Raw genomic sequence first — 16346 nt, 5'->3', positions numbered from 1 at the left:
GGTCCCGGCTCACGGACGGCGCCCGCCGAGAATGAGGACCTCGTAACGCCCGTGCAATGGCCGGCGTTCTGCCCGTAACCCCCCGTTCCTACCGTCGGTGTCATGAGCAGGCGCGTGGTGGTGGTCGGGCACGGCATGGTCGGTGCCCGTTTCGTGGAGGAGGTCCGCCGGCGCGACCCGGACGGCGAGCGGGTGACGCTCACCGTCCTCGGCGCGGAGTCCCGCCCCGCGTACAACCGGGTGCTGCTGTCCACCGTGCTCGCCGGCGGGCTGCAGCCCGCGATGGCCGCGCTGCCCGACGTCGACGGCATCGCCCTGCACACCGGCGTCGCGGCGACGGCCCTCGACCGGACCGCGCGCGTCGTCCACGCCGGCGACGGCACCACCCACCCCTACGACGAGCTGGTCCTCGCCACCGGCTGCCGCGCCTGGCTCCCGCCGGTCGACGGCCTCGCCGACGTGGGCGACCGCGACGTCCCCGCCCGCGGCGTGAGCCTGTTCCGCGACCTCGACGACTGCGAGCGCATCCTCGACGCGGCCGTGCCGGGCGCGCGGATCGCCGTCGTCGGGGGCGGGCTGCTCGGGGTCGAGGCCGCCCGCGGGCTCGCCGGACGCGGCGTCGCCGTCACCCTCGTGCACCCGTGCACCCACCTGATGGAGCGTCAGCTCGACGCGGGTGCCGGCGACGTGCTCGCGACCGCGCTGCGCGGGCTCGGGGTCGACGTCCGCTGCGGTGTCGGCGCCAAGGCATGGGACCCCGAGACCGGCCTGGACTGCGACGACGGCTCCCGGATCGCCGCGGACCACGTCGTCGTCGCCGCCGGGGTGCGCGCGAACACCGGGCTGGCCGCCGACGCCGGGCTCGCGGTCGACCGCGGGATCCTCGTCGACGACCGCCTCGCCACCGGCGACGGCCGGGTGCACGCCCTCGGCGACTGCGCGCAGCACGTCGGCGCCCCGGGCGGGCTCGTGCAGTCCGGCTGGGAGCAGGCTGTCGTCCTCGCCGACCTGCTGACCGGCACCGACCCGGCCGCGCGCTACCGCGGCACCCGCCCGGTCACCCGGCTCAAGGCCCGCGGCATCGACCTCGCCGCCCTCGGCGACCCCACCGCCGGCGACGAGGAGCTGCGCGTCTCCGACCCCCGCCGCGGCCGCTACGGCGTCCTCGCGCTGCGCGAGGACCGCGTCGTCGGGGCCGTCCTCATGGGACTGCCCGACGCCGCCGCCATGATCACCGGACTCTACGACTCCGGCGCCCCCGCCCCCGAGGACCGGCTCGCGCTGCTGCTCGGCCGGGCCCTGCCGGGGGAGGCGTCGCCCGCCACCGACCCCGGCCGGATGCCGGGCAGTGCCGTGGTCTGCCGCTGCAACAGCGTCACCAAGAACGCGCTGGTCACCGCGTGGCGCGCGGGCGCCCACGACGTCGACGCGCTGTCGCGACGCACCCGGGCCGCCACCGGCTGCGGGAGCTGCCGCGACGTCGTCTGCGGGATCCGGGACTGGCTGGCCGACATCGACCCGCCGCAGGAGAGCGCGGCATGAAGGAGCAGAGCATGAGTCGTCTGGTGGTCGTCGGGAACGGCATGGTGGGCCACCGCCTGGTCGCGGCCGTGCGGGACCGCGACACGGCGGGGGACTGGGCGATCACCGTCCTCGGCGAGGAGAGCCGCCGCGCCTACGACCGGGTCGCCCTGTCGTCCTACGTGGACGGCACGTCGGAGGAGGAGCTGCGCCTCGACGACGACGACCTGCGCGGCGACCCGCTCGTCACCTACCATCTCGGCGACGCCGTGGCGTCGATCGACCGCGACGCCCGCCGTGTCACCACCGCGTCCGGCCGCACCCTGACCTACGACGCGCTGGTGCTCGCCACCGGCTCGTACCCGTTCGTCCCGCCGGTCCCCGGCAAGGACCTGCCCGGCTGCTTCGTCTACCGCACCCTCGACGACCTGGACGCGATCAAGGCCGCCGCCGCGGCCGCCGCGGACGACCCGGCCCGGAAGGGACGGCCGTCGGCGATCGTCGTCGGCGGCGGGCTGCTCGGCCTGGAGGCGGCGCGGGCGATGCGGCTGCTCGGGCTGTCGCCGCAGGTCGTCGAGATCGCACCGCGGCTCATGCCGGTCCAGGTCGACGAGGGCGGCGGCGCCCTGCTCGAGCGTCTCGTCACCGGTCAGGGCATCGCCGTCCGTACTGGGGTGTCGCTGTCCGGCGTGTCCACCGACCGCGGCCGGCTGGTCGGGACGCTGTCCGACGGCGTCGAGCTCGACGCCGACCTCGTCGTGTTCTCGGCCGGCATCCGCGCGTCCGACCGGCTCGCCCGCGACTGCGGCCTGCCGGTCGGCGAGCGCGGCGGGGTGTGGGTCGACGACCGCTGCCGCACCTCCGACGACGCCGTCTGGGCGATCGGGGAGTGCGCCGCCCTGGAGGGCCGCACCTACGGTCTGGTCGCCCCGGGCTACGCGATGGCCGAGGTCGTCGCGGACCGGTTGCTCGGTGGGCAGGCCCGGATGACGCCCGAGGAGCTGGACATGTCGACCCGGCTCAAGCTGCTGGGCGTCGACGTGGCCAGCTTCGGCGACGCGCACGCGAGCACCGAGGGCGCGCTGGAGATCGTCGTCAACGACCCGGTGGAGGGCACCTACTCCAAGCTGGTCGTCTCCGACGACGCGTCGACGCTGCTCGGCGGGGTCCTGGTCGGCGACGCCTCGCGCTACGGCTCGCTCCGCCCGCTGGTCGGGGCCCGGCTACCCGCCGACCCGGTCACCCTGATCTCGAAGGGCGGCGCCGAACCGGACGCGTCCGCGCTGCCGGACTCCTCGCAGATCTGCTCGTGCAACGCCGTCACCAAGGGCGCGTTGTGCGCGGCCGTCGACGACGGCGCGCACACCGTGCCGGAGCTGAAGGCCTGCACCCGCGCCGGGACGACCTGCGGCTCGTGCGTCCCGGCACTCGCCCGGATCCTGGCCCAGCAGGGCGTCGAGGTCTCGAAGGCCCTGTGCGAGCACTTCGACCACTCCCGCGCCGAGCTCTTCGAGATCGTCGCCGGGGCGGGAATCACCTCGTTCTCCGCGCTGATCTCCCGGTACGGCCGCGGGGCGGGCTGCGACATCTGCAAGCCGGTCGTCGGCTCGATCCTCGCGACGCTCTACAACGAGCACGTCCTCGACGGCGAGCGCGCGACCCTGCAGGACACGAACGACCACTTCCTCGCGAACATGCAGCGCAACGGCACCTACTCGGTGGTGCCGCGGATAGCCGGTGGCGAGGTGACCCCCGAGGGCCTGATCGTCATCGGCGAGGTCGCCCGCGACTTCGGGCTCTACACCAAGATCACCGGCGGGCAGCGGATCGACATGTTCGGCGCCCGCGTCGAGGACCTGCCCGCGATCTGGCGGCGCCTGGTCGACGCCGGGTTCGAGTCCGGGCACGCCTACGGCAAGTCGCTGCGCACCGTGAAGTCCTGCGTCGGCACGACCTGGTGCCGCTACGGCGTGCAGGACTCGGTCGGCCTCGCCGTCGAGCTGGAGCTGCGCTACCGCGGGCTGCGCAGCCCGCACAAGCTCAAGTCCGGCGTCTCCGGCTGCGCGCGCGAGTGCGCAGAGGCCCGCTCCAAGGACTTCGGCGTGATCGCCACCGAGCACGGCTGGAACCTCTACGTCGGCGGCAACGGCGGCTTCACCCCGCGCCACGCCGAGCTGCTCGTGTCCGACGTGGACACCGCGACGCTGGTCCGGACGATCGACCGGTTCCTGATGTTCTACGTCCGCACCGCCGAGCGGCTGCAGCGCACCGCGCCGTGGATCGAGGCGATGGAGGGCGGGCTGGACCACCTGCGCGCCGTGATCGTCGACGACTCGCTGGGCATCTGCGGCGAGCTCGACGCGGCGATGGCCCGCCACGTCGACTCCTACGCCGACGAGTGGGCCGGCGTCCTGGCCGACCCGCAGAAGCTGGAGCGGTTCGTCTCCTTCGTCAACGCGCCCGACACCCCCGACCCCACCGTCCGGTTCGTCGAGGAGCGGGGACAGAACGTCCCGGCCCCCGGCCGTCCCGACGAGCCCGTCCTGATCGGCCTCCCGGAGGTGTCCTCCCGATGACCACCCGGCTCGACGCGACCACCACAACGACCACGACCGGCGCGACCGCCGCGCCCGCCCCGGCCGGGACCGAGCCCACCGGCTGGCTCACCGTCTGCCCGATCGACCGGCTGCAGCCCGGCCGGGGGGCCGCCGCACTCGTCGGCGACACCCAGGTCGCGTTGTTCCGCCTCGCCGACGGCTCGGTGCACGCCCTGGGCAACATCGACCCGTTCACCGGGGCCGCGGTCGTCTCGCGCGGCATCGTCGGCGACCGCGGGGGCGAGCCGACCGTCGCCGCGCCGCTGTACAAGCAGGTCTTCTCCCTGCGCGACGGCCGCTGCCTCGACGGCGCCGAGGACGGCGACGCTGTGAGCCTGCCCGCGTTCGTCGTCCGGGCCATGGGCGACGCACTGCAGGTCGGGCTACGGTGAACGGGCCTTCCCGCGCCGTCGTGCCCACCACCATCCGCGACGCTCCCGGCGACCTCCGCGCGTCCTCCGCGCCGGCCGGCCGGCCGGGGTATCGGAGGAACGGAGAACCGGTGACCCGATCCGCCGCACGAGACACCGCCGCCGCGCCCGACGCGGCCGCGGCGCCACCGCTGGCCGGGTTCACCGTCGGCATCACCGCCGCCCGGCGCGCCGAGGAGCTCGCCACGATGCTGGAGCGCCGCGGTGCGAGCATCCAGCACGGGCCCGCGCTGCGCATCATGGCCCTCGCCGACGACGCCGACCTGGAGAACCGCACCCGCGAGCTCGTCGCCGCACCGCCGGACATCACCGTCGCGACCACCGGGATCGGCTACCGCGGCTGGATCGAGGCCGCCGACGGCTGGGGGCTGGGCGAGGACCTGCTCGCCGCGCTCGGCCGCTCGGAGATGCTCGCCCGAGGCCCCAAGGCGCGCGGCGCGATCCGCGCGTCGGGTCTGGTCGACGCCTGGTCCCCGGAGTCGGAGTCCACCGCCGAGGTACTGGAGCACCTGCTCGACCGCGGCGTCGAGGGCACCCGGATCGCGGTGCAGCTGCACGGCGAGCCGCTGCCCGACGTCGTCGACGCCCTGGAGATGGCGGGCGCCGAGGTCGTCACGATCCCGGTCTACCGGTGGGCACCGCCGTTGGACCTGGCCCCGCTGGACCGGCTCATCGACACCACCCTGGCCGGCGGGATCGACGTCCTGGCGTTCACCAGCGCGCCCGCCGCGGCCGGGATCCTCGCCCGCGCCGGGGAGCGCGGTCTGCGCGAGGACCTGCTCACCGCGCTGCGCGGCCCCGTGCTGGCGCTGTGCGTCGGACCGGTCACCGCGGCACCGCTGGAGGCGCTCGACGTGCCGACCGTGCAGCCGCAGCGCTCCCGGCTCGGCGCGATGGTGCGGACCTGCGAGTCCGTCGCCCCGGCCCGCGCCCGCAGGCTCCCGGTCGGTGGCCACCAGCTGGAGCTGCGTGGACACGCGGTGCTCGTCGACGGCACGCTGTGCCCGCTCCCGCCGACGCCCATGGCGCTGCTGCGGCTGCTCGCCAAGCGCCCCGGCCGGGTCGTGTCCCGCGCCGAGCTGCTCGCCGCGCAGCCCGGTGGGGCGGGCGACGAGCACGCCGTCGAGAACGCGATCGCCCGGCTCCGCGCGGCGCTCGGCGTCCCCGGCCTGGTGCAGACCGTGGTGCGCCGTGGCTACCGGCTCGCGCTCGAACCCGAGCACGGCGCGCACTGCGCCGAGGACCCGGAGGTGACCCGGTGACCGGGCTCCCGCTGCTCCTCGTCGCGCACGGGTCGCGTTCCGACGCCGCCGACGCCGTGATCCGGTCGCTCGCCGCGGCCGTCGCCGCACGCGGCCCGCAGGTCGAGGTCTGCTACGTCGACGTCCGCGGCCCGAAGGTCGTCGACGCCGTGATCGGGCTGCAGGACCGCGGCCACGACGGTGCCGTCGTCGTCCCCGCGTTCCTCGCCGCCGGCTACCACGTGCGCACCGACCTGCCCGCCCAGCTCGCCGAGGCCGGCGCCGACCCGGCCCGGTTCCCGGTCACCCGCTCCATGGGGCCCGACCCGCTGCTCGCCGCCGCGGCCCTGGACCGGCTGCGCGCGGCCGGCTATCGCGACGGCGACGCCGTCGTCCTCGCCGCAGCCGGCTCGTCGGACCCGTCCGCGGTCGCCCAGGTGCACGCGAGCGCCGGGATGCTCGCCCGCCGGGTCGGCCGTCCGGTCCCGGTCGGGTTCGTCGCCACCGGCAGCCCGTCGGTGACCGAGCTGGTCGCCCGGCTGCACGACGCCGGGGAGCAGCGGGTCGCGGTCGCGTCCTGGCTGCTGGCCCCCGGGGTCTTCCAGACGCGGCTGCTCGGGTCGGGGGCCGACGTCGTCGCCCACCCGCTGGGCGTGCACGACGACGTGGTCACCGCCGTTATCAAGCGCTACGCCGCCGGGGCCGCCGCGGTGCTCGCCGCCTGACCGTGCCCCGTCCCGACCCGGACCTGGTCGCCCGGCTGCGGGCGGCGGGCTGCGTGTTCGCCGAGGACGAGGCCGCGCTGCTCGCCGCCGCGGCCGACGGGCCGGAGCTGGAGGTGCTGGTCCGGCGCCGGGTCGCCGGGGAGCCGCTCGAACACGTCCTCGGCCGGGTGGACTTCGACGGGCTGACCGTGCGGGTCACCCCCGGGGTGTTCGTGCCGCGCCGTCGCAGCGAGGCGCTGGTGCACGCGGCCGTCGCCGCACTGCCCACCCCGGCCGAGGACCGGCCGCTCGTGGTCGACCTGTGCTGCGGCTGCGGGGCGCTCGGGCTCGCCGTCGCCCGCCGCGCCGCCGTCGACCTCCACGCCGCCGACGCCGACCCGGTCGCGACCGCCTGTGCCGCGGAGAACCTGGCCGGGATCGGCACGGTGCACACCGGTGACCTGTTCGCCGCGCTCCCGTCGGAGCTGCGGGGACGCGTCGACGTGCTCGTCGCGAACACCCCCTACGTGCCCAGCGGCGCGATCGGCTCGATGCCCCCGGAGGCCCGCGACCACGAGCCCCGCACCGCGCTCGACGGCGGCCGCGACGGCCTCGACCCGGCCCGCCGGGTGGCCGCGGGGGCGGGGGAGTGGCTCGCACCGGGCGGGACGCTGCTGATCGAGACGGGCACGGCCCAGGCTCCGGTGCTGGCGGCGGTGTTCGGCGGGCACGGCCTCGTCGCGCACGTCGGGCACGACCAGGACCGCGACGCGACCTGGGTGGAAGGCCGCGCTGCGCCCTGAGCGGGGGTCCCTGTGCTCTGCTCACCGATACGCAGCACCCCGGCAGCCCCGTCGAACGTCGCGACACCGGGCACCGTCGCGCACCAGCCGCCGCAGCGAGGCGCACGTCTCCGCCCTGGGGAGGGCGAGAACGTGCGCCTCGTTCGAGCGACGGCGGCTGCTGCGTCATGGTGAGCAGAGCGCTCACCCTGTGGTGACCCGCCAGGCGTCCCGGCCGTCCGCGGTCCCGGCCCGCTCCACGTCGCCCGGCCCCGCCCCCCGGCGGGAACCGCGGCCCCCGGGCGAGACCGTCACCGGGGGTGGAGGCGATCGTCTCCGGGATCGGGGAGCGCCGGGGCGGCTCAGCGCCTGCGGTGCTCGCGGGGCAGCCGGCCGTCGACCATCAGGATCCCCTCGGCCCGCAGCCGGGCCGACTGCTCGGCGGCGAGGTGCGGGGCCGAGCGCCCGTCCGCCCGCAGCACCCGGTGCCACGGCAGGTCGTGGCCGTCCTCGGCGAGGACCCGGCCGACCAGGCGTGCCGAGCGGATCCCGGCCAGCTCGGCCACCTCGCCGTAGCTGAGGGTCTGCCCGGGCGGGATCGACCGGACGACCTCACGCACCCGTTCCAGGGTCTCCTCGTCCACGTCTGCAGTCTGACGTTGTCGGTGCCCCGTGGTCTCATCGCCCCATGAGCCGAACAGCCACCGAGCAGGCGTCGCCGCGCCTGGTGCGTGCGGACCCCCGGCCCGCTCCCGTGCGGGAGTGGTCCGGTGCCGCCGCGCGGGTGCTCGCGCACGAGCGCGGTGCGCTGCGGGTGCTGGGCGGGCCGGGCACGGGCAAGACGAGCCTGCTGCTCGACGCGGTGGTCCGCCGGATCCGGGCCGGGGAGCCGCCGGGGTCGGTGCTGCTGCTGGTGGGCAGCCGCCGGGCCGCGGAGGAGCTGCGCGGCCGGCTCACGTCGCTGCTGACCGCGGGTGGGGGCGAGCTCGCCGGGGACTTCGGGGTGCGCACCACCCGCGAGCTGCTGGTGCGGACGGTGCACTCCTACGCGTTCGGCGTGCTGCGGCTGCACGCCGCGCGCTACGAGGACCCGCCGCCGCGGCTGCTGGCCTCGGCCGAGCAGGACGTGGTGGTCCGCGAGCTGCTCGCCGGGGAGATCGACGGCTGGGGCGGCACCGTCCCCGGCTCGGGCTGGCCGGAACGGCTCGACCCGGCCCTCGGGCTGCCCGGTTTCGCCGCGGAGCTGCGGGAGCTGCTGCTGCGGGCGGCCGAGCGCGGCCTGGGGCCACGCGAGCTGGCCGGGCTGGGGCGCGAGCACGGGCGCGAGGAGTGGGTCGCCGCGGCCCGGTTCTTCCGCACCTACGAGGAGGTCACGCTGCTCCGCGGGGCGGCGGGGCGGGGCGCGCCGCAGGCGACGGCCCCGGCGCTGGACTCGGCCGAGCTCGTCGCCGCCGCGCTGGACACCCTGGCCGCGGACCCGGACCTGCGTGAACAGGAGCGGCGCCGGGTGCGCCACCTCCTGGTGGACGACGCGCAGGATCTCGACCCGCAGCAGATGGAGCTGGTCGCGGCCCTGGCCGAGCACGCCGGGTCCACGCTGCTCGCGGGCGACCCCGACCAGGCGGTCCTGACCTTCCGTGGCGCGGACCCGCAGGGCCTGACCGTGCTCGACGCGCCCACCGAGGTCCTCACCGTCGACCACCGCCAGCGTCCCGGGGTGCGGGCGGCGGGCCTGCGGGTGGCGGAGAAGCTGCCCGGCTCCGGGGTGACCCGGACCCGGCGCGGCCCGGAGCAGGACGACCCGGCCCCCGAGGTCCCGGACGGGGCCGGGGTGGGCGAGGCGCTGCAGGTCCGGGTGTTCGGGTCGCCGTCCGCGGAGGCGGGCTGGATCGCCGACCGGCTGCGGCGCGCACACCTCGTCGACGGGGTGCCGTGGTCGGACATGGCGGTGCTGTCCCGGTCCGCGCGGCGCACCCTGCCCGCGCTGCGCCGGGCGCTGGCCGCGGCCGGGGTCCCGCTGGCCGCGCCACCGGACGAGGTGCCGCTCCCGCGCCAGCCCGCCGTCGTGCCGCTGCTGCTGGTGCTGCGTGCGGCGTGGCGTCCGTCCGCGGTCGACGCCGACCTCGCGACCTCCCTGCTCACCTCACCGCTCGGCGGCGGCGACCCGATGCGGATGCGCCGGCTGCGCCGCGGCCTGCTGCGGATGCACGCCGCCGCGGGGCACGACGTGCGGACCTTCGCCGACGACGAGCGCGTCGAGGCGGGCGAGGTCGACCCGGCCGCGGCGAGCAGCGACCCGTTGCTGGTCGGAATGCTGCGCGACGCCGTCGCGGGCCGGCCCGACCCGCTGTCGATGCTCTCGCCCGCCGAGGCCGCCCCGATGCGCGACGTGGGCCGGCTCCTCGACACCGCCGCCCGCTCGATCGGTGCGGGCGAGCAGGTCGAGGAGACGCTGTGGAAGGTGTGGCGGCGCACCGGCCTGGCGAAGCGCTGGAGCGAGGCCAGCGCCCGCGGCGGCCCCGGCGGCGCGGCCGCCGACCGGGACCTCGACGCGGTCCTGGCCCTGTTCGACGCGGCCGCCCGCTACACCGACCGGCTGCCCGGCGCCGACGTCGGCGGGTTCCTGGAGTACCTGCTCGACCAGCAGCTGCCGGGGGAGACCCTGGCCCCGCAGGCGCCCCGGGGCGGCGCGGTCGAGCTGCTCACCGCACACGGCGCCCGCGGCCGGGAGTGGACGGTCGTGGCCGTGCCCGGGGTGCAGGAGGGGCTGTGGCCCGACGTGCGGCTGCGCGGCAGCCTGCTCGGCCACGAACGGCTCGTCGACCTCGTCGGCGGGGTCGCCGCCCCCGACGACGCGGTCTCCCGCACGGCGCCACTGCTCGCCGAGGAGCGGCGGCTGTTCTACGTCGCCTGCACCCGTGCCCGGACGACGCTGCTGGTCAGCGCCGTGCAGGGGGAGGACGAGCAGCCCTCCCGGTTCCTCGACGAGCTCGACCCCCGCCCCGCCGACGCCGCCGAGGCCCGCCCGGTGCACCGGCCCGAGCGGTCCCTGGTGATGGCCGAGCTGGTCGGGGAGCTGCGGCGCGCCGTCACCGAGCCCGACCACGGCGACCCGGGGCGCGCCGCACGTCGTCACCGGGCGGCGACCCAGCTGGCCCGGCTCGCCGCGGACGGCGTCCCCGGGGCCCACCCCGACGACTGGTACGGCGTCGCCGACCTGTCCGACGGTGCCCCGCTGCGCGCCGAGGGCGAGCTCGTCCCGATCTCCCCGTCCGACGTCGAGACGATCGCCGGCTGCCCGCTGCGCTGGGTCCTGTCCCGGCACGGCGGCGACGAGACCGGCGCGCTGTCGGCGGTCACGGGGTCCCTGGTGCACGCGCTGGTCCAGGCCCGCGCCGCCGGGGCCGACCCGGTGGAGCTGGAGGAGGCGCTGCGCTCGGCGTGGCGGCGGCTGGACTCCGGGGCGCCGTGGTTCGGGCGCCGCGAGCTGGGCCGGGTGCGCGAGATGCTCGCCGCCTTCGACGACTGGGTCCGCCGCAGCCGCACCGAGGGACTGGAGCTGGTGGCCGTCGAGCAGCCGGTGCAGCTGGACCTCGGCGGCGAGGGCGACAGTGAGGGGGACGACCCGGGCCTGCCTCCCGACGGCTCCGGCGCGCGCGACGACGACCCGGCGGGGGCCGCGCTCCTGCCGGTCGACACCGACGGCGCCGGCGCCGGGGGACGCGGTGGCGGGGCCGCGCGGGCGGCCCGGCGGGTCCGGCTGCGCGGGCGGGTCGACCGGCTCGAACGCGACGACCAGGGGCGCCCGGTCGTCGTCGACGTCAAGACAGGGAAGACGGCCACCTCGGCCCGGGCCACCGCCGAGCACCACCAGCTGGCCGTGTACCAGCTCGCGGCCTCGCTCGGCGCGTTCGACCAGCTGGTCGGGGGTGGGGTGGAGCCGGGCGGGGCGCGGCTGTTGTTCCTGGCCGACCGCAAGGCGAACGGGGAGGCGAAGGAGCCCCGGCAGGCGGCGCTGCGCCCGGAGGAGATGGGGCACTGGCGCGACGTGCTGATGACCTGCGCCGAGGACTCGGCGGGGGCGGTGTTCGTCGCCCGCGCCGGGCCGGACTGCGACCGGTGCCCGGTCCGCACCAGCTGCCCCGCGGTCGAGACCGGCCGGACGGTGGTGGACGGGTGAGCGGGTCCGGCCGCGTACCGGGACCGGCCACGCACCCCGTCGTGCCGGACCCGCGGTCAGGTCGTGCGGACGGGCCGGACCCGGCGGTCGGCGACCCGGTCGATGACCAGTGCCGCGCCCAGCCCGAGCGCGACCGCGGCGCAGAACCCGCCGACGGTGTCGGTGGCGTAGTGCGCCCCGATCCGCACCATGCCCGCGCCGACGGTGCCGCCGGCCAGCAACGCCGTCGCGGCCAGGGTGGCGACGGCGGGGCCGGTGCGGGCCACCGGCAGCAGCCCCACCAGCAGCAGTGCGACGAGGAGCCCGATCGACACCGCGCCGCCGGTGTGGCCGGAGGGGAAGGCGTAGCCGTCCGCGGTGGCGGTGCCGATGGTCCGGCCGATCAGCGGCTTGAGCACCGTCGTCGCGACGCCGGTCAGGCCGGGGCCGACGACGGCCAGCACGGCCAGCCGCCGTCGTCGCAGACACAGGGCCAGCCCGGCGAACAGCAGCGCGCACAGCACGACCGTCGGCGGGGACCCGAAGGACACCGCATCGGCGAGCAGGGAGCCCGAGCGGTGCCCCAGCGCGTCCACCGCGGTGTCGGCGCCCCGGTCGATCCGCCCGGCGCTCGCATCGCCGCGGTAGGCCCACGCCAGGACCGCGAAGACGGCGACGGCCGCCGCCACGATCAGTGGCGCCGGCCGTCGCAGCGGTCCCAGCAGGGACGGGTCGTCGGGAGTGGGGCGCACCCGGCCCAGGTTAGCCCGCGCTGCCGAGCCCCAACGCGCTCGCCAGCCGCCGCAGGTCGCCCTCCGGCTCGGCCATCCCGCGCGTGATGACCTGGGCGCAGACGTGGTCGGCGCCGGCGTCGAGATGCTCGTCCAGGCGGGCCGCGACCTGCTCGGGGGTGCCGTGCGCGACGAGCGCGTCGATCAGGGCGTCGCTGCCGCCGTCGTCGAGATCGGACTCGGCCCAGCCGAGCCGCTTCACGTTGTTCCGGTAGTTGACCAGGTCCAGGTAGGGGGCGGCGGCCGGGCGGCCCAGGGCGCGGGCGGCGGCGGGGTCGTCGTCGAGCACCACCTTCTGCTCCGGCGCGATCAGCGGTCCGGTGCCGTAGCGCTCGCGGGTCGAGCGGGTGTGCGCGGGCGTGGTCAGGTACGGGTGCGTCCCGGCGGACCGCTCACGGGCCAGGTCCAGCATCTTCGGGCCCAGCGCCGCGAGGGCGCGAGCCTCGGTCGGGACGCCGAGCTCGTCGAGCCGGCTCACGTAGGCGACGAGCGCCGCGTACGGGCGGGTGTAGTCGCTGGTGGCCTCCGGGTGCCCGACGCCGATCCCGAGCAGGAAGCGGCCCGGGTGCTTCTTCTCGATGCGGTGGAAGGACTCCGCCACCTCGTCGGCGGGGGTGGCCCAGATGTTCACGATGCCGGTGGCGACCGCGAGCGACGTCGTCGCGTCCAGCAGCGACTCGGCCAGGGCGAGGTCCCCGGGCGGGGAGCCGCCGATCCACACCGCGGTGAACCCGAGCTTCTCGATCTCGGCGGCGAGCTCGGGGGACAACCCGGTCTCGTGCCGCCAGACGCCGTACCGGCCGAGGGAGACAGTCATGTCCGTCGACTACCACCGCGCGGGCCGGATCATTCCCGGTCCTACGATGGCCCCTCCACTACCCGAGAGGCTGGAACAGCAGTGATCGACCTCAAGGCGGCCCGACAGGACCCGGACACCTTCCGCACGGCGCTGTCCCGTCGCGGTGCGTCCGCGGACTTCGACGCCCTGCTGGAGGTCGACGCCCGCTGGCGCGAGGCCACCGATCGCGTCGGCGGCCTGCGCGCCGCGGCCAAGCAGCGGCCCAAGGGCAAGCCCACCCCCGAGCAGGTCGAGCGGTTCAAGCAGGAGAAGGAGGAGCTGCGCACCGCCGAGGACGCCCTCGCCGCCGCCGACGTCGAGCGCTCCGAGCTCCTCGCCCGCATCCCGAACCTGCCCGACCCGACCGCCGCCGACGGCATGGCGGAGGAGGACGCGGTCACCGTCCGCACCTGGGGCGAGCCGCCGGTCTTCGACTTCACCCCGCGCGACCACCTGGACCTGGCGTCGTCGACGGGCCGGGTCGACATGGCCCGCGGTGCGCGGCTGTCCGGGTCGCGGTTCGCCTACCGCTTCGGCGACGTCGCGCGGCTCGAGATGGCGCTGTTCCGCTACGTCATGGACAAGCTGGCCGGCGAGGGCTTCGTCCCGGTGCTCGGCCCGGTCCTGGCGAACGAGCGGGCGATGTACGGCACCGGCTTCCTGCCGACGGAGGCGTCGAACCTCTACGAGCTGGAGAAGGACGGCCTCTACCTCACCGGTACCTCCGAGGTCGCGCTCGCCGGGATCCACATGGACGAGATCGTCGAGCTCGACACGCTGCCCGCGAGGTACGTCGCGTTCTCGACGAACTTCCGCCGTGAGGCGGGCGCGGCCGGCAAGGACACCAAGGGCATGTTCCGGGTGCACCAGTTCGACAAGGTCGAGATGTTCGTCTACTGCCTGCCGGAGAACTCCCGGGACGTGCACGAGGAGCTGCTCGCCCACGAGGAGTCGATCGTGCAGGAGCTGGGGCTGCCCTACCGGGTGCAGAACATCTCCGTCGGCGACCTCGGCAACCCGGCCGCGAAGAAGTACGACATCGAGGCCTGGTTCCCCGTCCAGGAGCGCTATCGCGAGATCACCTCGTGCTCCAACACCACCGACTACCAGGCACGACGCCTGAACGTCCGGTTCCGCCGCGAGGCCGGCGCGCCGACCGAGAACGTGCACACGCTCAACGGGACCGGCGCCACCGCCCGCGCCATGCTCGCCATCATGGAGAACTTCCAGGACGCGCACGGGACGGTCACGGTGCCGGAGGTGCTGCGGTCCCACGGTGCCCCCGCGACCGTCGGGACCCCGCCGGCCTGATCCCGGACCGCAGGCGGGGTGACGCGCGCGACCCCGCGACGGGGCAACCGAACGGGAGCCCGCGCGTCCTGCTTGCGTGGAGAAACCGGGGAGCGGTGTGTCGCGGGGCGGGGAGCGCCCGGGCACCTCGCGCCCCGCCGCCCCCGCCGGGCCCGACGCCCGCCGTCCCGGCTCCCACCGCTCCGGGGCGGACCGGCCCGACACCGCGGACTCCGGTCGGCACCGCGCGGCCGAGCCGGCCGCCGACGGACGTCGTGCCGCCGCTCCGTGGCCGACCGGGCGGCGGGCCGCGTCGTCCACGCCCCGGACGGCGGTACCCGCGACCCGGCCCGCACCGCAGGCCGTCCACCGGACGGTGGCCCCGGCGACCGCGGCGGCAGGCCCGGTGGACGCCGCGTGGCCGACCGCCGGCCGCCGCGGGTCGGTGACGTCGGCCCGGCGGGCGTCGCCGGAAGCCGTCTCCGAACCCGCCCGGCCCACCACCCGCGGACCCGTCGCCCGCCCCGAGGACATCGTGGCGTCGACCGCCGCCCTCCACGCCGCGGACCGCACCCCCGTCGGCCGTGTCCCGGAGTCCCGCCGCCCCGGACGGTCGGCGCCCGGGTCGTCGCGCCCCGCCCCGGGCACGCTCACCGCCCCGGACCCGGTCCCCGGCCCACGCCGGGCGCCCCGGCCGCCGGCTGCGGCAGCACCGGCCCCCGCGGTCCGGACCCCGGCTACGGGCCGGGCCCCGGCCGCGCAGAACCCCCCGCCCGGGCGCCCTTCGGCCCGGACCCCGGAAGCGCGGGGACCCGCAGCGCAGGGACCCGCAGCGCAGTCGCCCGTAGGACAGTCGCCCGTAGGACAGTCGCCCGTAGGACAGTCGCCCGTAGGACAGTCGCCCGTAGGACAGTCGCCCGTAGGACAGTCGCCCGTAGGACAGTCGCCCGTAGCGCAGCCCCCCGTGATCCGGACCCTCGTAGCGAGGACCCCTGCGGCGAGGACCCCTGCGGCGCGTGCCTCCGCGACGCCGGAGCCGGTCGCCACGACCTCCCGCATCCGCCCCACCGAACACGGAGCACGGGCCACGGTCATCCGAGCCGAGCGCCCGGACCGCGCCGTCACCGGCCTGCGCCGCCGCATCGCGCACGGCGCCGGCGCGATGGCGCTGGTGCTCGTCGCCGTCGCCGGGCTGACCTGGACCGTGCTCGTCCCGCCGGACGGCACGGCCGTCGCCGCCGACCCGGCGACCTCCGCACTGGACAACCAGCTGCCGCCCCCGCCGCCCCCACCCCCGCCGCAGCAGTGGCGCCAGGTCGGTGGCGACGAGTTCGACGGCTCCCGCGTCGACCGCTCCACCTGGAGCGTCTACAACTCGCCCGGCGGGTTCGGCAACGGCCTGCGCCGCCCGTCCGCGGTCGGCGTCGGCGACGGCCTGCTCACCGTGACCGCGCGCCCCCGGGCCGCGGGCGGGGGCGTCTCCGGCGGCGTCGCGATGCACGCCGGGCAGCTCCACGGCCGCTGGGAGTTCCGCGCCCGCACCGATGTCGGCAACGGCTACAGCCCCGCGATCCTGCTCTGGCCGGACTCCGAGCGGTTCCCCGACGACGGGGAGCTCGACATGATGGAGATCCCGTTCGGCGACCGGCACGCGGCCACCGCCTTCGTGCACTACGGCGCGCAGAACCACATCCTGTCCACCGACACCCCCGGCGACTTCACCCAGTGGCACACCTTCGCCCTGGACTGGCTGCCGGACCGGATCACCTGGTACGTCGACGGGGTGAAGAAGTGGGAGGTCACCGACCGCCGCGCGATCCCCACCACCCCGATGCACCTGGCCGTCCAGCTCGACCAGGGCCCGGCGGCGAAGTGGATCCCCGGCCCGGACGCGAGCACCCCCGACGCGGTACGCCTGCAGGTCGACTGGGCCCGCGTCTTCGCACCGGTCGACGACGCCGGACGGTGACCCGCCGCCGGGCCGGGACGGCG

General features: G+C 76.7%; 12 protein-coding genes. 9 read left to right on the top strand and 3 right to left on the bottom strand.

Annotation, left to right across the window (positions count from 1 at the left end; genetic code table 11):
* Window positions 1-102 precede the first annotated feature (102 nt).
* The 6 genes from WHI96_RS18685 to WHI96_RS18660 all read left to right on the top strand — a co-directional run bounded on the left by WHI96_RS18685 (window position 103) and on the right by WHI96_RS18660 (window position 7297).
* Window positions 103-1542 carry an FAD-dependent oxidoreductase gene (locus WHI96_RS18685; protein WP_345653254.1) on the top strand — a complete coding sequence of 480 codons (1440 nt, stop codon included), beginning with the start codon at window positions 103-105 and terminating at the stop codon, window positions 1540-1542.
* Between the two features lie 11 nt (window positions 1543-1553).
* Complete coding sequence (gene nirB / locus WHI96_RS18680; RefSeq protein WP_345653371.1) at window positions 1554-4097, top strand: nitrite reductase large subunit NirB; 2544 nt, start codon at window positions 1554-1556, stop codon at window positions 4095-4097.
* The gene (nirD, locus tag WHI96_RS18675) at window positions 4094-4510 is read left to right on the top strand and encodes a nitrite reductase small subunit NirD (protein WP_345653257.1); all 417 of its coding nucleotides are present in this window, start codon (window positions 4094-4096) and stop codon (window positions 4508-4510) included. The genes nirB and nirD overlap by 4 nt, the downstream gene beginning before the upstream one ends.
* 110 nt (window positions 4511-4620) lie before the next feature.
* Entirely contained in the window at window positions 4621-5811 is a 1191-nt protein-coding gene (locus tag WHI96_RS18670) for a uroporphyrinogen-III synthase (protein WP_345653260.1), read from the top strand.
* Window positions 5808-6515: a sirohydrochlorin chelatase gene (locus WHI96_RS18665; protein WP_345653263.1), complete on the top strand. Its 708-nt coding sequence runs from the start codon at window positions 5808-5810 to the stop codon at window positions 6513-6515. Before WHI96_RS18670 ends, WHI96_RS18665 begins: the two co-directional genes overlap by 4 nt.
* 2 nt (window positions 6516-6517) lie before the next feature.
* Complete coding sequence (locus WHI96_RS18660) at window positions 6518-7297, top strand: putative protein N(5)-glutamine methyltransferase (protein WP_345653266.1); 780 nt, start codon at window positions 6518-6520, stop codon at window positions 7295-7297.
* Between the two features lie 341 nt (window positions 7298-7638).
* Here WHI96_RS18660 and WHI96_RS18655 read toward each other — a convergent pair whose 3' ends face one another.
* A complete protein-coding gene (locus WHI96_RS18655) occupies window positions 7639-7920 on the bottom strand; it encodes an MGMT family protein (RefSeq protein WP_345653269.1) in 282 nt (93 codons plus the stop codon).
* Window positions 7921-7964: 44 nt separating this feature from the next.
* On the opposite strand from WHI96_RS18655, the gene WHI96_RS18650 reads away from it, so the two are divergent.
* Window positions 7965-11456 (top strand): ATP-dependent helicase, encoded by a 3492-nt coding sequence (locus tag WHI96_RS18650; protein WP_345653272.1) that lies wholly within the window; start codon window positions 7965-7967, stop codon window positions 11454-11456.
* Between the two features lie 56 nt (window positions 11457-11512).
* Here WHI96_RS18650 and WHI96_RS18645 read toward each other — a convergent pair whose 3' ends face one another.
* Together WHI96_RS18645 and WHI96_RS18640 are read right to left on the bottom strand one after the other, a co-directional pair.
* Window positions 11513-12187, bottom strand: coding sequence for a phosphatase PAP2 family protein (locus WHI96_RS18645; RefSeq protein WP_345653275.1), 675 nt, complete (start codon window positions 12185-12187; stop codon window positions 11513-11515).
* A 10-nt stretch (window positions 12188-12197) separates the two neighbouring features.
* Complete coding sequence (locus WHI96_RS18640; RefSeq protein ID WP_345653277.1) at window positions 12198-13043, bottom strand: LLM class F420-dependent oxidoreductase; 846 nt, start codon at window positions 13041-13043, stop codon at window positions 12198-12200.
* A gap of 81 nt (window positions 13044-13124) precedes the next feature.
* Here WHI96_RS18640 and serS point away from each other — a divergent pair, with 81 nt between their 5' ends.
* The gene (gene serS / locus WHI96_RS18635; protein ID WP_345653279.1) at window positions 13125-14375 is read left to right on the top strand and encodes a serine--tRNA ligase; all 1251 of its coding nucleotides are present in this window, start codon (window positions 13125-13127) and stop codon (window positions 14373-14375) included.
* Between the two features lie 943 nt (window positions 14376-15318).
* Window positions 15319-16323 carry a glycoside hydrolase family 16 protein gene (locus tag WHI96_RS18630; RefSeq protein WP_345653282.1) on the top strand — a complete coding sequence of 335 codons (1005 nt, stop codon included), beginning with the start codon at window positions 15319-15321 and terminating at the stop codon, window positions 16321-16323.
* Window positions 16324-16346 lie beyond the last annotated feature (23 nt).

The sequence above is a fragment of the Pseudonocardia tropica genome (assembly GCF_040105315.1).
Lineage (GTDB): Bacteria > Actinomycetota > Actinomycetes > Mycobacteriales > Pseudonocardiaceae > Pseudonocardia > Pseudonocardia alni.
The sequence above is the reverse complement of the archived record's forward strand: the minus strand, read 5'-3'. Positions and strand labels throughout refer to the sequence as shown.